We start from the raw sequence: 13,341 nt of genomic DNA, 5'->3' as shown, positions 1-13,341 counted from the left end.
TCGTCCATGAACTTAAATCAAGCACGCGAGCGCGTTGATGAATTGAAGCGTCAAATCGAGCACTATAACTTTTGTTATTACGTGCTCGATAAGCCTGAAATTAGCGACGGGCAATTTGACCAGATTTTTCGAGAGCTGCAAAATCTTGAGCAAAAGTTTCCGGAGCTTTCGACTCCGGATAGCCCGACCCAAAAGGTGGCTGGTGCCCCCAGCACAGAATTTGGTGAAGTAAAGCATCGTGTGCCGATGATGAGCCTGGCTAATGCCATGTCCTTTGAGGAATTGGATAAATGGCAGGAGCGCATTGTTAAGGGTCTGGATTTAGATCCCAAACATGCGGATTCTCTTGCCTATGTCTGTGAACTAAAAATTGACGGACTATCTATTGGATTGACTTACAAGAAAGGCAAATTTGTCGATGGTGCTACTAGGGGCAATGGTGAAGTCGGCGAAGACGTTACTCTCAATTTGAAGACAATTGCCGACTTGCCGCAGTCTCTTTCGGCAACAAAAGATTTCCCCATTCCGGATATGCTTGAAGTGCGCGGTGAAGTTTATATGCCTGTGTCAGGATTTGCCGCGTTGAACAAGCAGTTGGAAGAAACAGGTGATGCCACTTTTGCCAATCCGAGAAATGCCGCCGCAGGTTCCTTGCGTCAAAAGAATCCACGCGTGACTGCAAAGCGCAAGCTTTCCCTGTGGACATATTTTGCCTATGTCACGGATAAGACATTGAAAGAGCCGCAAAGTCATGAAGAATCGCTCGAAATGCTTGCCGCGTATGGATTGCCTGTCAACAAGAATAGAAAGAGAGTAAAAGGCATTGACGGCGTTAAGGAATTTTGTCGGTACTGGCATGAACGACGTCATCAACTTGATTATCAAACTGACGGAGTCGTTGTAAAACTCGATGACCGCCGTCTTTGGAATCAATTGGGAGCAACATCGCACAGCCCTCGTTGGGCCGTTGCCTTCAAATATCCGCCGGAAGAAGCAGATACTGTTATTGAAGAAATCTCCTACGAAGTGGGACGTACCGGTGCAGTTACCCCAGTTGCAAATTTGAAGCCGGTGCAATTGGCCGGCACAACTGTTAAGCGGGCTTCTTTGCATAACTACGATCAGATAAAACGACTTGATGTTCGCGAAGGTGACACCATTGTCGTGCGCAAGGCCGGCGATATTATTCCTGAAATTATTTCCGTGCGCTTGAATAAAAGACCAACGACGGCCGTTGAAGTTATTTATCCAACTAAGTGTCCAGTTTGTCACACAAAACTTGTGAAAACAGAAGGCGAAGTTGTAATTCGCTGTCCGAATGGCTTTGCTTGTCCGGCTCAACGCAGACGCCGCATTGAGCATTTTGTCAGTCGTGACGCCATGGATATCGAAGGCATGGGCGAATCTTTAGTGGAGCAATTGCTTGAGTCTGAGCTCATAGGCGATCCTGCGGATCTTTACTATCTCAACGAAAAGAAACTTTCCTCAGTTGAGTCGATGCTCACCAAGGAAGGTGCTGTTAAGAAAAATGTGCTTACCGTTTTAACAAACATTGAGGCTTCTAAAACAAGACCATTCGCCAGTTTTGTTTATTCACTAGGTATACCCCACGTTGGAGCCTCAGTTGCCGAATTATTGGCTGAGCGATTTATTTCCATTGACGAATTGACTTCCGCCACGGTTGAAGATTTGGCTCAAACGGAAGGCATCGGACAAAAAATCGGTGAGGCAATTGTCCATTATTTTGCACAAGATGCCAGCCGGAATTTAATCAAACGGCTAAAGGCAGCCGGCGTCAAAATGGAAGGCAATGCCTCTGAAAGACAAAAATTAAGCAACAGGTTAGAGGGGCAAACGTTTGTAATAACAGGCACCCTGTCGGACGACCGGGACACCATTGAGCGTTTAATTAAGATAAATGGCGGAAAAACAGCCTCATCAGTCTCGAAAAAGACAAGCTTTGTGCTTGTTGGAGCCAACCCAGGCTCAAAATTGGCACGCGCCGAGGAATTGGGTATAACGGTAATAGACGAAGCTGCATTCAAGGATATGCTCTCCGACTAAGAGCCCAAGCTGACGCCCGAAGCCTGAGGCAAATGCTTATGAAAGTCTATCAATTCCACCCTTTAGCCGCTGCAATATTATTTACCATTTTGATAATGGGCGTTTTTGGCTTGGTTGTAGTCTTGCCGATAGCGTTTATCACATGGACTTGGAACGTTGTTGTTACAAATGTCTCCAGTTTGCCGCATATAGATGTTTGGCAAGCAGGACTGCTCTATTTAGCTGTGGCTACCTTGCTTTATTTGATGGGTTTTGTGCAGATTGAAGTTGAGGCTAACAAAATTGAGTAGCGGCCGCGTCAAGATTTTCACCACAATATTTTGCACAGTTGTTTTTGCCGGCGGCATTTTCGGCATTCCGGAAGCAAGTGCCAAATTCAAACTTGATCAACCGAAAGGCAAAAACACGGTTGAGCCTTCGCAGGCAAACTTTATGGCAGGTGAGCAAGCTATGAAGATAGGTGATTATGACGGCGCCATAGACGCCTTTTTACAGGCTATTTATTTTGCTCGCAACAACTACAATCCAAAAGCCTATTTTCAGCTCGGTCAGTGCTACAAGAAAAAGAAAATGGATATGAAGGCTATTGAAGCCTATAAAAAATGTATTGAACAAACGATGGGACCTTGCGGTGAAGCGCATGCGGAATTAGGGGAAGTTCTCATTCGTAATGAGCGCTACAACGAGGCCGACAGAGAACTAGCAATGGCTCTTAGCGATCTTGAAGGGCCAAACGCAAGAGTTTTCTTTCTTTATGGGCAGTTGATGGAAAAGCAGAACTATTTAGATTCAGCAACGTCCAATTATATTCATGCGCTTGGGGATCAACCTTGGACTTATATGGATGCCTGGATGGCGCTTACCTGGCTGTATATGCGGCAGCATAATTGGAGCGGAGCTGCTGTTCAGTACAACAGGATGCTGGAGCGTGAAGGCGAGTTGCGCGCGCACGGACTAAATTTGGAAGAAGTGTTAATCAATCTTGGTATTGCTGATGTTTCCAAAGGAAATCATCAAGGCGCAATGGAGTGTTGGAAGAAAGCACTGGCAGTAAATCCAAATTCCGCGCAGGCACATTTGAACTTAGCGAAATTATTTGAGTTGGAAAGCCACATATCTTCTGCAATAAATGAATACAGTGCTTACATCAGATTGGCTTTGCCGGATGACAAGGAACTGCCCAAGGCGAAAGATAAGCTTTTGGCGTTGCAGCAACAAATACGCGTGCCTGAACCGCAACAGAGTTATAACCAGGGGCAAGGACAGGGACAAATTAGTATGCCCAACGAGCAAGAGATGCCTACAGGGTCTGGGTTTTAGTTCAAATAGAGCTGCGTCTTGACTATGGGGAAAGAGTAAGTCTGCTTCATGTCTATATTGCCTGAGGAGCCAAAAGTCATTCCCCAGAAGGCTGGTGCTGGGATTTTGGCGGTCAGAGTAGTCGTCACCGAAACAAATGGCGAAGTGTCCGGCGGCGGATTACCCGCAAAATCCTGATAGACAAAGTCGCTTGATAATAATGTCGGGCTACCCACGAAGCTATTGGAAGATGTATATGATTTCAATGCTGCTTGCGCTTGCGCCTGGGCGGATGTCTGCGTGCTTGCTTGGGCGGCGGCGCGCGCTGCATCGCGGCAAGCTCTGTCGTTAATATTGCCGGCCATCAGAACAACGGCGGCATTTATGCAGAAAAGGACGACCATGGTCATTATGGTTATGATCGCCCCTAATTCTGCAAGATTAGAGCCGTGCGCGGATCTTATCTTCGTTTGCCTGCTGAGTGTTTTGCGAACTAACATTTTGCTTAGTGCCTCTCAGTTCAATCTACTTGACCAATTGCACTAGTTGGCGAGCAATATTCTCAAATGTTTTGCGCAGATCAGAGGTCTTGGTGACCAAGAAGAATTTGCCACCATTACCGGCAATTGCGGCTATCCCGCCGTTGGATGAGCTGGAATTGGTATCGTTAAGAATGGCTACTTCACCGGGAATAATCTCTGAGTTTTGGGCAAGTCCAATTGTGTATACAGGGATGCCTTGAGCATTGGCGTTTTGTGCAGCCTTACGAGCATTGGTCCAAGGGTCGGAAGAGAGTGGCTGTCCGACTGTTGGTTGTCCATCAGTAAAGAGCACAATTGCCTTTTTAGATCCGGCTCTGCTGCGATTTTTAATTTGTGTTACTGCTTCATCAAGCGCATCGCCAATATTAGTGCCTGTGGTGGCTCTAGTATTGGGAAGAACTTCAATAACAGAATCATAATTAGTATTGGTTGCTGTGGGATCAAGAACAATTTGCGGAGTAGCAAAATTGCCTGTACCTGCCGTGGTGTAGTTTGAATCTACATTGTAGAGACTTTGCGTACTTGTTGCGCTGCTGCCGGCCGCATCTGCAAATGCTACGAGACCAAAGTGACCATCAGTATTCGTGTTCATGATGGTGAAGAAATCCGCAGCTGCTTCTTGAGCATCAACTAGCGGGTGAAGTTCCTTAGCCGCCATTTCGAAATATTTTGCTTGATAGCCTGCTTTAGGCTGGATGTTAGGTAGCGAGGTGTTGGCTTTTGAGTTGACGTAATTTGTATTGTTTTCTAAATTGCCGCGCGATGCCTCCACAAGAGTTGCCACGTCTGGAAAATTGTATCCATCAATGTCCAACCCGCCGAATGTGTTTTTGCCGTCAATGTTAACAACGACATCCGTATAAGTGTATTGATTGCCAATGCCGGCTGTTCCTGGTGGGCAATTGCCTGGTGGTTTGCCGACATTAGGGGTGCCTCTAAGTCCAACTGCTGAACCTGTGACGCCTGATTGTTCACTAAATACCAGCGGCCAGCGCACATCAGATTGGTTTGTCAGCGATAAGTGCTGTGGGTAAACACCATTGGAGCGAGTTCCGGTTGCCGGCGGACCGATGATGTCATAGAGTGGACCTTTGGCTTGAGGTTGTACTGGTGAACCGGATCGGGTGGAAGGAATATCGTAGACAATTTTGTTGTTTGACCAACGCCGGCGAATGAATGTCACCGGCGTTTGGTCGTCAATTGAGCCTGAAACATCAAAGCAGAGAACCACATCTAAATTGGGAACACCACCGTTGGAAATTGCTGCCAGCGGATAGCTATAAGTACCTAAAAAGGCAAATAGGGGACGAAAGGCCATATTGGCAGTAACTTGGACTACCTTTCCTTTTGGGTCGCCAGGAGCAACAATTGCGTTGTTGTTGTGGGGATCAAGGAAATTGATGTCGATGTAATCGGAGCCGCCACCTCCTCCAATTGTGGCAGTTGAAAGTGAACGCCCGAGCACCTGATTTTTTTGAAACGTGTTTAGGGCGGTACTGGAGGCTTGATCCTGCGCATCCATAGGGTCGAGATTGTCTGAACTGGCAAGAGTTGCCGCTCCGGCAAGAGCTGCTGCATCCGCTGCCGATTGAAGTTGTTGCTTCGCTAAGACAAGTCTATTTACCTCGACGGAGAGTAGCCCAAGCACAACTACAGCAACAATGATGAGCACCACGCCCAGGGACATGATCGACTGTCCTCTGGTGCGGCGAGATCTATTTGTAGTACTCATTTTCGTGACCTCCGTCCTATTGATTAAGTCCTTGGGTGCATTCGGAGTAGCTGCTGGCAGTGCTGGTAATGGTAAATGGTGTAGTTAGTCCAGGAATATTGCCGAATTTGCCGGCATCGCAGGAGACTAGAGGATTGACTGTTCCCGTTGCTGTTACTCGAATGGCATAGACGTTTACATTTGTGTCTGCTGGTGCTGCCAACTTTGTGGTTTGTACAGTTGATGTGCCGCTGGCAATGTTGGTAATGATGATTGAAGTTTGCACATTAGTTGAGGAAAATCCGCCAATCTTCGAGGCGAGTGAACTAAAGGTCGAGGATGCAAGCGCTTGTGAGGATAGATCTGTTGAACCAACAGAATTCGCGAATGTTTTGCAGCGAGATGCCGCAGCTGCTGTTTGCTGTACGGCATTATTGACCAGAGCTGTACGTAGACTCATGGACACCATATTGGTCAGTGGAAAGAAAACACTTATGACCAGGATAAATAGTGCGGGTCCGAAATCGGCAATATAGCTGCCGCGCATTTTTCTACTAGTATTTCTTGCCTTCATGGTGAAACCTGTGAAAGGACGCATACAATGGGCCCTTATGAAGTGAGCGACTATCCGGGCTCAGTTTCACCTTGAACTTGCGCTTCCTTGTCCTTTTCATTTGTTTGCTCTAGCAGTTGGCGGATTTGTTCTTTTGAGACTCTATCACTTGCTTGTGTGATAGCGGTTTGACAAATTGCGCGTGCTTGTATTTTGTCGGATAGAGCTAGGTGGGTCTTTATCAAACCGACCAAGGCTGGACCAAACGAGGGGCTGAGCTTGAGGGCTTGGCTGTAGCAGTTCAAAGCTAACTGATGATTTCCGAGTTGTAGGTAAGCAGTGGCTAATTGTGATAAATCCACTGCTTCGAGGGACACACATTTTGCTAGTTGTTGAAATTGGACAATAGCCTGTTGATACTGTCCACACTGGGTCAAGGCATGCGCCAGATAGCGCCTGGCCGTCATGTTATTTGGTTCTACCTGTAAAACCTGTATAAAGGTTTTGCAGGCGCTAGTTGGCGCTCCGTGCGTAAGTTGGGAATAGCCTTGGGACACCAATATGCCAGAATTTTTGATGTTCGAGGCGACGGAAACTTGTGTAAATTGTATTGCAAGCGCGAGGGCTGCGCATGCAGCTGCGAGAGAGTTTTTCATGGCTTTCAACGACCTTGGGCATTAGGCGTTCATCTTGTCATTTTGTACCTGCCCGGAAGGAAAAACAAAATAACGGGAAAACCCGCTATCTGAGCAGGTTTTCAGATAATGAAATTCTCAGAGATAGTGTTTATTTGCCTGAATAAACAGGCGGGCGTTTCTCAATAAAGGCTTTCACGCCTTCCTCAAAATCGTCGCTACGTCCGGCAACTTCTTGTAATTGTGCCTCATACTCCAAAAGCTCTTCCAGGTCAGGGAAAATTGCTTTGTTGATGGCCCGCTTGGTCAGCCCGAAGGCCTTGCTGGGACCTTTAGCCAATTTGAGCGCAAACTCCAGGGCTTCAGCAATAACTGTATCGGGACTTACAAGTTTATTTATGAGGCCCAGGTTGAAAGCTGTCTGAGCATCTAGTTTTTCAGCTGAATACATAAGCTCAAGTGCTTTTGTGGTGCCGATCATTCGCGGCAGAACGAACGTCGATCCTGAATCCGGTATAAGGCCAACCTTGGTGAAAGATTGGATGAAGGAAGCGTTATCGGCAACGACGCGGAAATCGCAAGCTAAAGCCAAACTCATCCCTGCGCCTGCTGCTACTCCATTCACTGCGGCGATGATCGGTTTTTCCATGCGGCGTAACTTCAAGACGATCGGGTTGTAGCGGCGGCGTATAGAGTCACCCAAGGATGCGCGCTTACCTTGTCCTTCTCCGAAGTTGCGATTTTGCAAGTCTTGTCCGGCGCAAAAACCACGGCCGGCTCCCGTAATAATGATGCTGCGAATAGCATCATCTCTTTCCACTTCCTTCAACGCATCTTGCAATTTGAATGTCAATTCGTCGTTGAAGGAATTGAGTTTATCTGGACGATTCAAGGTGATAGTTGCTACACCGTCTTTTCTTTCTACGAGCAAAATGTTTTCGTCGGACATTTTTACAATTCTCCTTGGTTAGCGGCCGGTAAAAGCGGCTGCACGTTTTTCAATGAATGCTTGCATCCCTTCTTTTTGATCTTCTGAAGAGAAGAGCATGTAGAAGTTCTTGCGTTCGAATTCCAGACCTTCGGTAATTGATGTATCGAATACCTTGAGGATGGCTTCTTTGGCTAAGCGTACTGCAATCGGGGATTTCTTCGCAATTTCTTGTGCAAGGGCTTTTGCTTCGTCAAGTAACAGTTCGCTGGTCACTACCTTATTAACAAGACCAATTTGCAGAGCTTCGCTTGCTGTAATTGGTCTACCTGTAAGGATCATTTCCATGGCTTTGTATTTGCCTACTGCTCTTGTGAGGCGCTGTGTACCGCCGGCTCCTGGTATGACACCGATGTTTATTTCCGGCTGTCCAAATTGAGCCGACTCAGCAGCAATGATGATGTCGCAAGTCATCGCCAACTCGCAGCCGCCGCCCAAGGCATAACCGGCAACGGCAGCAATAATTGGTTTCTTGGTGAAACGCACGCGGTCCCAGGTGGCGAATTGATCCTTGAGCATGATGCTCACTGTAGTTTCATCGGCCATCTCTTTGATGTCGGCGCCGGCGGCAAATGCTCTGTCGCTGCCTGTCAAAATGATGCAGCGGACATTGTCATCTCGATCAAATTGAGTCAGGGCTTCGACAAGCTCACCCATTAGTTCGTGGGAAAGCGCATTCAATGCTTTTGGACGATTCAGGCGAATGATGGCGATATTGCCTTCGACTTCCGTCAAAATTGTTTTGTAGGTCATGGTCATCATTACGTTCTCCTTAGAATTTAGATCCGCACTGTCCGCAGAACTTAAATGTTGTTGGCTGCTCGGCTTTGCAGCTCGGGCAATTGGTTAGCTCTGTGCTTGCGGAAAACATTTGTTGATCGCCTGCGGCTTTGCAGCGAATTTTGGGATAGGGCATTTCTTCTTTGTTGCCAAAGGCAGACAAGCCTTGTCCAACTTCGTAAGAGCCGGCATGCAGGCTCAACCAATCGCGGGCATGACCAATTGTTGTGCTCCAGGACAAATCACGCCAGAAGTTTAGTTGCTGTTTGGTGTAGCGCGTACACTCAGGCAGCTTGTTGTAGAGTTTTTCAGCCAATTTCGCAACAGCGGAATCCAGTTGAGACTGCGGTACCACTTCGTTAATCAAGCCCCAGTCAAGAGCTGTTTCCGCATCAATCGGCTCGCAAGTAAGAAGCATCTGTCTTGCTCGACGATCTCCTATTAGGAGCGGAAGGAACTGTGTAGCCCCACCGGCAGCGACGCTACCGCGGGCCGCACCCACTTGGCGGATATTCACGTGCTCGGCAGCTATTGCTAAGTCGCAAGCCATATTAAGCTCATTACCACCGCCGGCAACAATGCCGTTCAAGCGAGCAATTGTCGGCTTGCCGATGTTGCGCAAGCGATCGTGCATTTCGATAAACGTGTACATCCACTTGTAGTAGTTGTTTGGCTTCTTGAGGAAGCTTTCTTGCTCATCCAGATCAGCGCCCGTGCAGAACGCACGTTCACCGGCTCCGGTAAACACAACTACTGCTATGTTGTCATCGAAACTTGCATCTTGAATTGCCTGTCCCATTTCGATAAGAGTAACCATATCGAAGCAGTTCAATACATTCGGTCTGTTTATGGTGATCGTTGCCACATAACCTTTTTTCTCATAGATTATGCGCTGGAACTTGAATGACTCAACCGGCATACCTGCCAGAATTGCTGCTGTGTTTATCATATGTAAACGCTCCGATTTCCTTTTTTGCGGTTGCCCCGACAACTCACAGGGTTGTCTCCTTGCTTGCCATCCGGCAGCCGCAGTACGCTACAATGCACATTGCTCATCGCAACGCTTGTTCCGCTTCGTTACTTAATTGCTGCTGGAACTTTGTCTTCTACTTTTGCGAAGTAGAGTGAAACCAATTTGCCGGCAAAACCCATCAAGTCCTTGCCTGCTTCTCTGCCCTCAGGCGACCCAAGAGCTGCTTTGATAGCGTCGAGATCGTCAAAGTAGAGTTCAGCTAGCAAATGATAGTCCGCATCGCCTTGTGGGGTGCCGAGAATTTTGGAAATTTCTGCTTTGCGCAAGCCCGGCATCTTGTTGGCTAACGGCATGTGGACATTGAAATAATGGTTGTCGAAATCCTGGGCGTTTTCAGGTTTCTTGTAGAGTGCGACTAACTTATGCATTTATTGCTCCTTTGTTTTGTATGTTTATGCTTTGACTGAAGGTTTGCTGGAGTCTTGCACCAGATGATCAATCAAGGACATTTCTTTTTTCTTTTTCAAAAGCCATTCTTTTTCAACAATGGCTTGGGTTACCTGTCCTCGGGCAATTTTGCCCATGGAAGTAGATGCTTCAATTTCACAAAATACTTTATTGTTCAAAATTTCTTTAACGGTAGCCCTGAACTTGACTTTCATGCCGGTGAGCGTTGGTCGCATATGTGAGACTTCTAGGTGATTGCCCATGCTCTCTTCATTAGGCTCAAGGAAAGGAAGAATCGTTTTGCGGGCAACCCATTCCATATGCTGAACGAGTTGTGATGTGGCGTAGAGATCATGCGCTGTCTGTTCTTCAAATGCTGCACGCATATCCGGCGATACGATGATTTCTACTTCAGCAATTTGGCCAACTTTGAGCCCTGCTTTCATAACCTGTCTTGCCTCCTTTTGTCGACTACCCTAATTGCTTTGCCCTCGCTTCTCGGTACTGATTTTGGCGGCATCAGTTTGACACCGGCTGTAAGACCGAGATTTTCTTTGAGCAAAACTGTTATATGGTGTGAAAGTGTTGTCATCTCCAATTGGCCTTTTTCAAAATTACCCCAACGGCCAATTAAATCTTCTGTGACTTCGATATGAATTTCCAGTGTATCGAGAGCCTTTTCTCTTTCTACTATTAGCTGGTAATTCGGCGACAATCCCTCTATTTGCAAAAGTAATTGCTCAACTTCGGAAGGATATAAATTGACGCCGCGAATAATAAGCATGTCATCCAGCCGTGCACGAACTCGTTGCATGCGGATCATTGTACGACCACATGAGCAAGGCTCAGCATTGAGACGCGAAATGTCACCGGTGCGATAACGTAACAGTGGAATACCTTCTTTTGCCAAGTTGGTAAACACCAGCTCGCCTTCTTCACCGTACGGCAAGACCTCACCGGTTTTGGCATCAACTATTTCAGGCAAGAAGAAATCTTCCCAAACGTGTAAGCCGCAATTGCCGTCCCTCTGTTTACCCTCCAAGCATTCAACTGACACGCCTGGACCCATAACTTCACTGAGCCCGTAAATGTCCAGCGCTTGTATATGCAAGCGCTTTTCAATCTGCTCGCGCATTTGCTGGCTCCACGGTTCGGCGCCAAAGATGCCAATCTCCAACTTTAGAGATTGCGGCGAAATGTCCATTTCTTCCATTGTGTAGGCAAGATTGAGTGCATACGATGGGGTGCAACTAAGAATGCGCGGTGAAAAATCCTGCAGCAGTTTTATTTGCTGTTGAGTTTTGCCGCCGGAAGCCGGCACAACAACTGCGCCAAGTCTTTCCGCGCCGTAATGAACACCAAGCCCGCCGGTGAAAAGTCCGTATCCGTAGGCATTGTGCAAAATGTCATGTGGATGCACGCCAGCTGCCGCAAGAGATCGAGCACAAGCTTCTGCCCAAATATCCAGGTCGTTTTTGGTGTAACCGACAACCGTTGGTTTGCCTTTAGTACCCGATGAAGCATGTAGACGAGATATATCTTTGACGTCAGTGGAGAATAAGCCAAATGGGTAGTTAGAGCGCAAGTCTGCTTTAACCGTAAATGGCAGGCGGCGCAAATCGTCAAGCGTTTTGATTGACTCCGGCTTTAGGCCTTCTTTGTCAAGTCGTTCTCTGTAAAAAGGCACATTGTTGTAGACGCGCTCTACGACTTGCTTTAGGCGCTCAAGTTGCAAAAGCGCAAGCTCGCTACGTGATATACACTCGAGCTGTTGATTCCACATGAAAACTTCTGACTTTACAGGCACTTCAAAGACATGGCTTACTCACACGAAGAGAAATCATATCCTCTCGGAAAGTGTTTTGTCAGGTTCTTACTCCGAGAACTGATCAATTGATCCCGCTGTACTATTTTTTGGAAAACTCTAGGACCACAACAAGCGTCCCGCTGGGTTTTTTGGCTACTCCCACGCCTAGAAATCGGAATTCAGGGTTGAGAATGTTGGCCCGGCTGGAATTCTGGGCTCTGGGCGGATCTGACATGAATTCCTCGACTGCTTCTTCTCCAGTCAAAACCCCTGCCAGGATGCTTTCAGCCTGAGGGCTGGCTAGTTTTAGCTTCCTTGCCCTTTCTTTGCAGGTGTTGCCATCCGGGTCGACATGGTTGAAAAAGTGTCTGGCGACCATATCATCGGCAAATGTTTGAGCCACGCGCGTCAAATTTGCATTCAATTGAATAGCTGATGTGGTTTCTTTTGCTCTTTCGCTGTTAACGAGGTTGACAATTTGGTCTCTTACCGCTTGCAAGTTGGAATCTGCCGGCTGGAACATTATTTCCTTGGTTTCCGTTTCCTGTCCAAATGCCGGACAGAAAGCAAAACCAATAGCTAGGGCGATCACTGTAGATTTAAATCTCATAGGTCAAACTTCGAATTGAGAGGGAATTCTATTGTAGATTCTTTTGGTGTGGTTCCACTATCGATAATAGAGGCTTTTTCAAACCGGAATTTGTTAATCTTCCATGGCTTTAGCTGACCGCTTTTAACCACGCGAAGGCGCAAACTTGCTTTCTCCAAGCGCGGCAATTTTGCCTCAATCTCTGCCAGCGGCATTTTGCTTTTGTCTTTGAGAATGACATCGCCGGCATCTGTAGCTCGGAGAAATGGAATCATCTCCGGGCTCAAAAGATTTTCCAATTGGTCCTTGCTTTGTGTTTTGAATTGTCTTGGCTTAGTTGGTATCAATCCGGGCGCAATAGAAGGACGTAGGCGTAAGGCAAACGCTTTCCATCCGTTTTTGTTTGGGTTAACAGTGAAGTCATTGAATTGATCCTCTGTCATCGGAATCCCAAAAGCCATTTCCATGGGCAGAAGGTAAGGTTTCTCGTTGGGAAAACTAAGCTCTACATCAACGTAACAAGTGGACGGCTTATCCCAAGGGAAGACATAAGGAATTTCAGCGTTGACCGGTGTGACTGTGCCTGTTGTGAAGGCAAAAGGCTTGCCTATGAGAAAGGCAAGTGTTGGGTCATGCATATCGTATCTTAGGTAGGTTTCGTAGCCGCCGCGCGGGGGGCAATGGCAGGTGTTGTCGCCAAACATCTCGACTGCTGCCTTTCTATTGCCTTCCCGGATTTTTTGCAAGAATAAGTCGGCTGCCGATTGTGGGAACTCGACGGTCGGCAGCATGAAAGCGGCTGCTACAAAGAGCAGTCCACATATGGCAACTATGAAAAATCGAGCTAACATACAGCTGATTTTACAGTGATAGAGGGAAATGACGAAAGAAGAAGTTTTTATCGGTCGTTCGCCCATTTGGTACTCCCTGGGGGAATAATGTAGGGGTGAAAG

General features: G+C 47.2%; 15 protein-coding genes. 3 read left to right on the top strand and 12 right to left on the bottom strand.

What is annotated here, in order from left to right; translation table 11 throughout:
- Positions 1 to 6: 6 nt before the first annotated feature.
- The 3 genes from ligA to K2Y22_05105 are packed head-to-tail and all read left to right on the top strand — an operon-like array spanning position 7 to position 3,384.
- The gene (gene ligA, locus K2Y22_05115) at positions 7 to 2,064 is read left to right on the top strand and encodes an NAD-dependent DNA ligase LigA (protein ID MBX9877818.1); all 2,058 of its coding nucleotides are present in this window, start codon (positions 7 to 9) and stop codon (positions 2,062 to 2,064) included.
- 38 nt (positions 2,065 to 2,102) lie between these two features.
- Positions 2,103 to 2,354 (top strand): hypothetical protein, encoded by a 252-nt coding sequence (locus K2Y22_05110; protein MBX9877817.1) that lies wholly within the window; start codon positions 2,103 to 2,105, stop codon positions 2,352 to 2,354.
- Positions 2,347 to 3,384, top strand: a complete 1,038-nt coding sequence (locus tag K2Y22_05105) for a tetratricopeptide repeat protein (GenBank protein MBX9877816.1) — start codon at positions 2,347 to 2,349, stop codon at positions 3,382 to 3,384. Before K2Y22_05110 ends, K2Y22_05105 begins: the two co-directional genes overlap by 8 nt.
- Here the strand turns inward: K2Y22_05105 and K2Y22_05100 are convergent.
- From K2Y22_05100 to K2Y22_05045, 12 genes are all read right to left on the bottom strand, one after another.
- Positions 3,381 to 3,863, bottom strand: a complete 483-nt coding sequence (locus K2Y22_05100; GenBank protein ID MBX9877815.1) for a hypothetical protein — start codon at positions 3,861 to 3,863, stop codon at positions 3,381 to 3,383. The two genes, K2Y22_05105 and K2Y22_05100, sit on opposite strands and share 4 nt — an antisense overlap.
- A 25-nt stretch (positions 3,864 to 3,888) precedes the next feature.
- Positions 3,889 to 5,637 (bottom strand): VWA domain-containing protein, encoded by a 1,749-nt coding sequence (locus K2Y22_05095; protein MBX9877814.1) that lies wholly within the window; start codon positions 5,635 to 5,637, stop codon positions 3,889 to 3,891.
- 16 nt (positions 5,638 to 5,653) lie between these two features.
- Complete coding sequence (locus K2Y22_05090) at positions 5,654 to 6,214, bottom strand: hypothetical protein (GenBank protein ID MBX9877813.1); 561 nt, start codon at positions 6,212 to 6,214, stop codon at positions 5,654 to 5,656.
- 26 nt (positions 6,215 to 6,240) lie between these two features.
- The gene (locus K2Y22_05085; GenBank protein ID MBX9877812.1) at positions 6,241 to 6,834 is read right to left on the bottom strand and encodes a tetratricopeptide repeat protein; all 594 of its coding nucleotides are present in this window, start codon (positions 6,832 to 6,834) and stop codon (positions 6,241 to 6,243) included.
- 121 nt (positions 6,835 to 6,955) lie between these two features.
- The gene (locus K2Y22_05080; GenBank protein MBX9877811.1) at positions 6,956 to 7,753 is read right to left on the bottom strand and encodes an enoyl-CoA hydratase/isomerase family protein; all 798 of its coding nucleotides are present in this window, start codon (positions 7,751 to 7,753) and stop codon (positions 6,956 to 6,958) included.
- Positions 7,754 to 7,771: 18 nt separating this feature from the next.
- Positions 7,772 to 8,545, bottom strand: a complete 774-nt coding sequence (locus tag K2Y22_05075) for an enoyl-CoA hydratase/isomerase family protein (GenBank protein ID MBX9877810.1) — start codon at positions 8,543 to 8,545, stop codon at positions 7,772 to 7,774.
- Positions 8,546 to 8,564: 19 nt separating this feature from the next.
- Positions 8,565 to 9,521, bottom strand: a complete 957-nt coding sequence (locus K2Y22_05070) for an enoyl-CoA hydratase/isomerase family protein (protein MBX9877809.1) — start codon at positions 9,519 to 9,521, stop codon at positions 8,565 to 8,567.
- A 128-nt stretch (positions 9,522 to 9,649) separates the two neighbouring features.
- The gene (locus tag K2Y22_05065) at positions 9,650 to 9,973 is read right to left on the bottom strand and encodes an EthD family reductase (protein MBX9877808.1); all 324 of its coding nucleotides are present in this window, start codon (positions 9,971 to 9,973) and stop codon (positions 9,650 to 9,652) included.
- 24 nt (positions 9,974 to 9,997) lie between these two features.
- Positions 9,998 to 10,438, bottom strand: a complete 441-nt coding sequence (locus K2Y22_05060) for a hypothetical protein (GenBank protein MBX9877807.1) — start codon at positions 10,436 to 10,438, stop codon at positions 9,998 to 10,000.
- Positions 10,435 to 11,775: a phenylacetate--CoA ligase gene (locus tag K2Y22_05055; GenBank protein MBX9877806.1), complete on the bottom strand. Its 1,341-nt coding sequence runs from the start codon at positions 11,773 to 11,775 to the stop codon at positions 10,435 to 10,437. Before K2Y22_05055 ends, K2Y22_05060 begins: the two co-directional genes overlap by 4 nt.
- A 124-nt stretch (positions 11,776 to 11,899) precedes the next feature.
- Positions 11,900 to 12,409 (bottom strand): CAP domain-containing protein, encoded by a 510-nt coding sequence (locus K2Y22_05050; GenBank protein ID MBX9877805.1) that lies wholly within the window; start codon positions 12,407 to 12,409, stop codon positions 11,900 to 11,902.
- Positions 12,406 to 13,179 (bottom strand): hypothetical protein, encoded by a 774-nt coding sequence (locus K2Y22_05045; GenBank protein ID MBX9877804.1) that lies wholly within the window; start codon positions 13,177 to 13,179, stop codon positions 12,406 to 12,408. Before K2Y22_05045 ends, K2Y22_05050 begins: the two co-directional genes overlap by 4 nt.
- Positions 13,180 to 13,341 lie beyond the last annotated feature (162 nt).

The organism is Candidatus Obscuribacterales bacterium, from assembly GCA_019744775.1.
GTDB lineage: Bacteria > Cyanobacteriota > Vampirovibrionia > Obscuribacterales > Obscuribacteraceae > SBAT01.
This window is presented reverse-complemented; position numbering and strand designations above follow the sequence as displayed.

Bases quoted from the DNA above. Each gene is read 5' to 3' on its own strand.
- K2Y22_05060 (MBX9877807.1), bottom strand. From the start codon at position 10,438: ATGAAAGCAGGGCTCAAAGTTGGCCAAATTGCTGAAGTAGAAATCATC.
- K2Y22_05050 (MBX9877805.1), bottom strand. From the start codon at position 12,409: ATGAGATTTAAATCTACAGTGATCGCCCTAGCTATTGGTTTTGCTTTC.
- K2Y22_05095 (MBX9877814.1), bottom strand. From the start codon at position 5,637: ATGAGTACTACAAATAGATCTCGCCGCACCAGAGGACAGTCGATCATG.
- K2Y22_05055 (MBX9877806.1), bottom strand. From the start codon at position 11,775: ATGTGGAATCAACAGCTCGAGTGTATATCACGTAGCGAGCTTGCGCTT.
- K2Y22_05070 (MBX9877809.1), bottom strand. From the start codon at position 9,521: ATGATAAACACAGCAGCAATTCTGGCAGGTATGCCGGTTGAGTCATTC.
- ligA (MBX9877818.1), top strand. From the start codon at position 7: ATGAACTTAAATCAAGCACGCGAGCGCGTTGATGAATTGAAGCGTCAA.
- K2Y22_05100 (MBX9877815.1), bottom strand. From the start codon at position 3,863: ATGTTAGTTCGCAAAACACTCAGCAGGCAAACGAAGATAAGATCCGCG.
- K2Y22_05080 (MBX9877811.1), bottom strand. From the start codon at position 7,753: ATGTCCGACGAAAACATTTTGCTCGTAGAAAGAAAAGACGGTGTAGCA.
- K2Y22_05075 (MBX9877810.1), bottom strand. From the start codon at position 8,545: ATGACCTACAAAACAATTTTGACGGAAGTCGAAGGCAATATCGCCATC.
- K2Y22_05065 (MBX9877808.1), bottom strand. From the start codon at position 9,973: ATGCATAAGTTAGTCGCACTCTACAAGAAACCTGAAAACGCCCAGGAT.
- K2Y22_05090 (MBX9877813.1), bottom strand. From the start codon at position 6,214: ATGCGTCCTTTCACAGGTTTCACCATGAAGGCAAGAAATACTAGTAGA.
- K2Y22_05045 (MBX9877804.1), bottom strand. From the start codon at position 13,179: ATGCTGCCGACCGTCGAGTTCCCACAATCGGCAGCCGACTTATTCTTG.
- K2Y22_05110 (MBX9877817.1), top strand. From the start codon at position 2,103: ATGAAAGTCTATCAATTCCACCCTTTAGCCGCTGCAATATTATTTACC.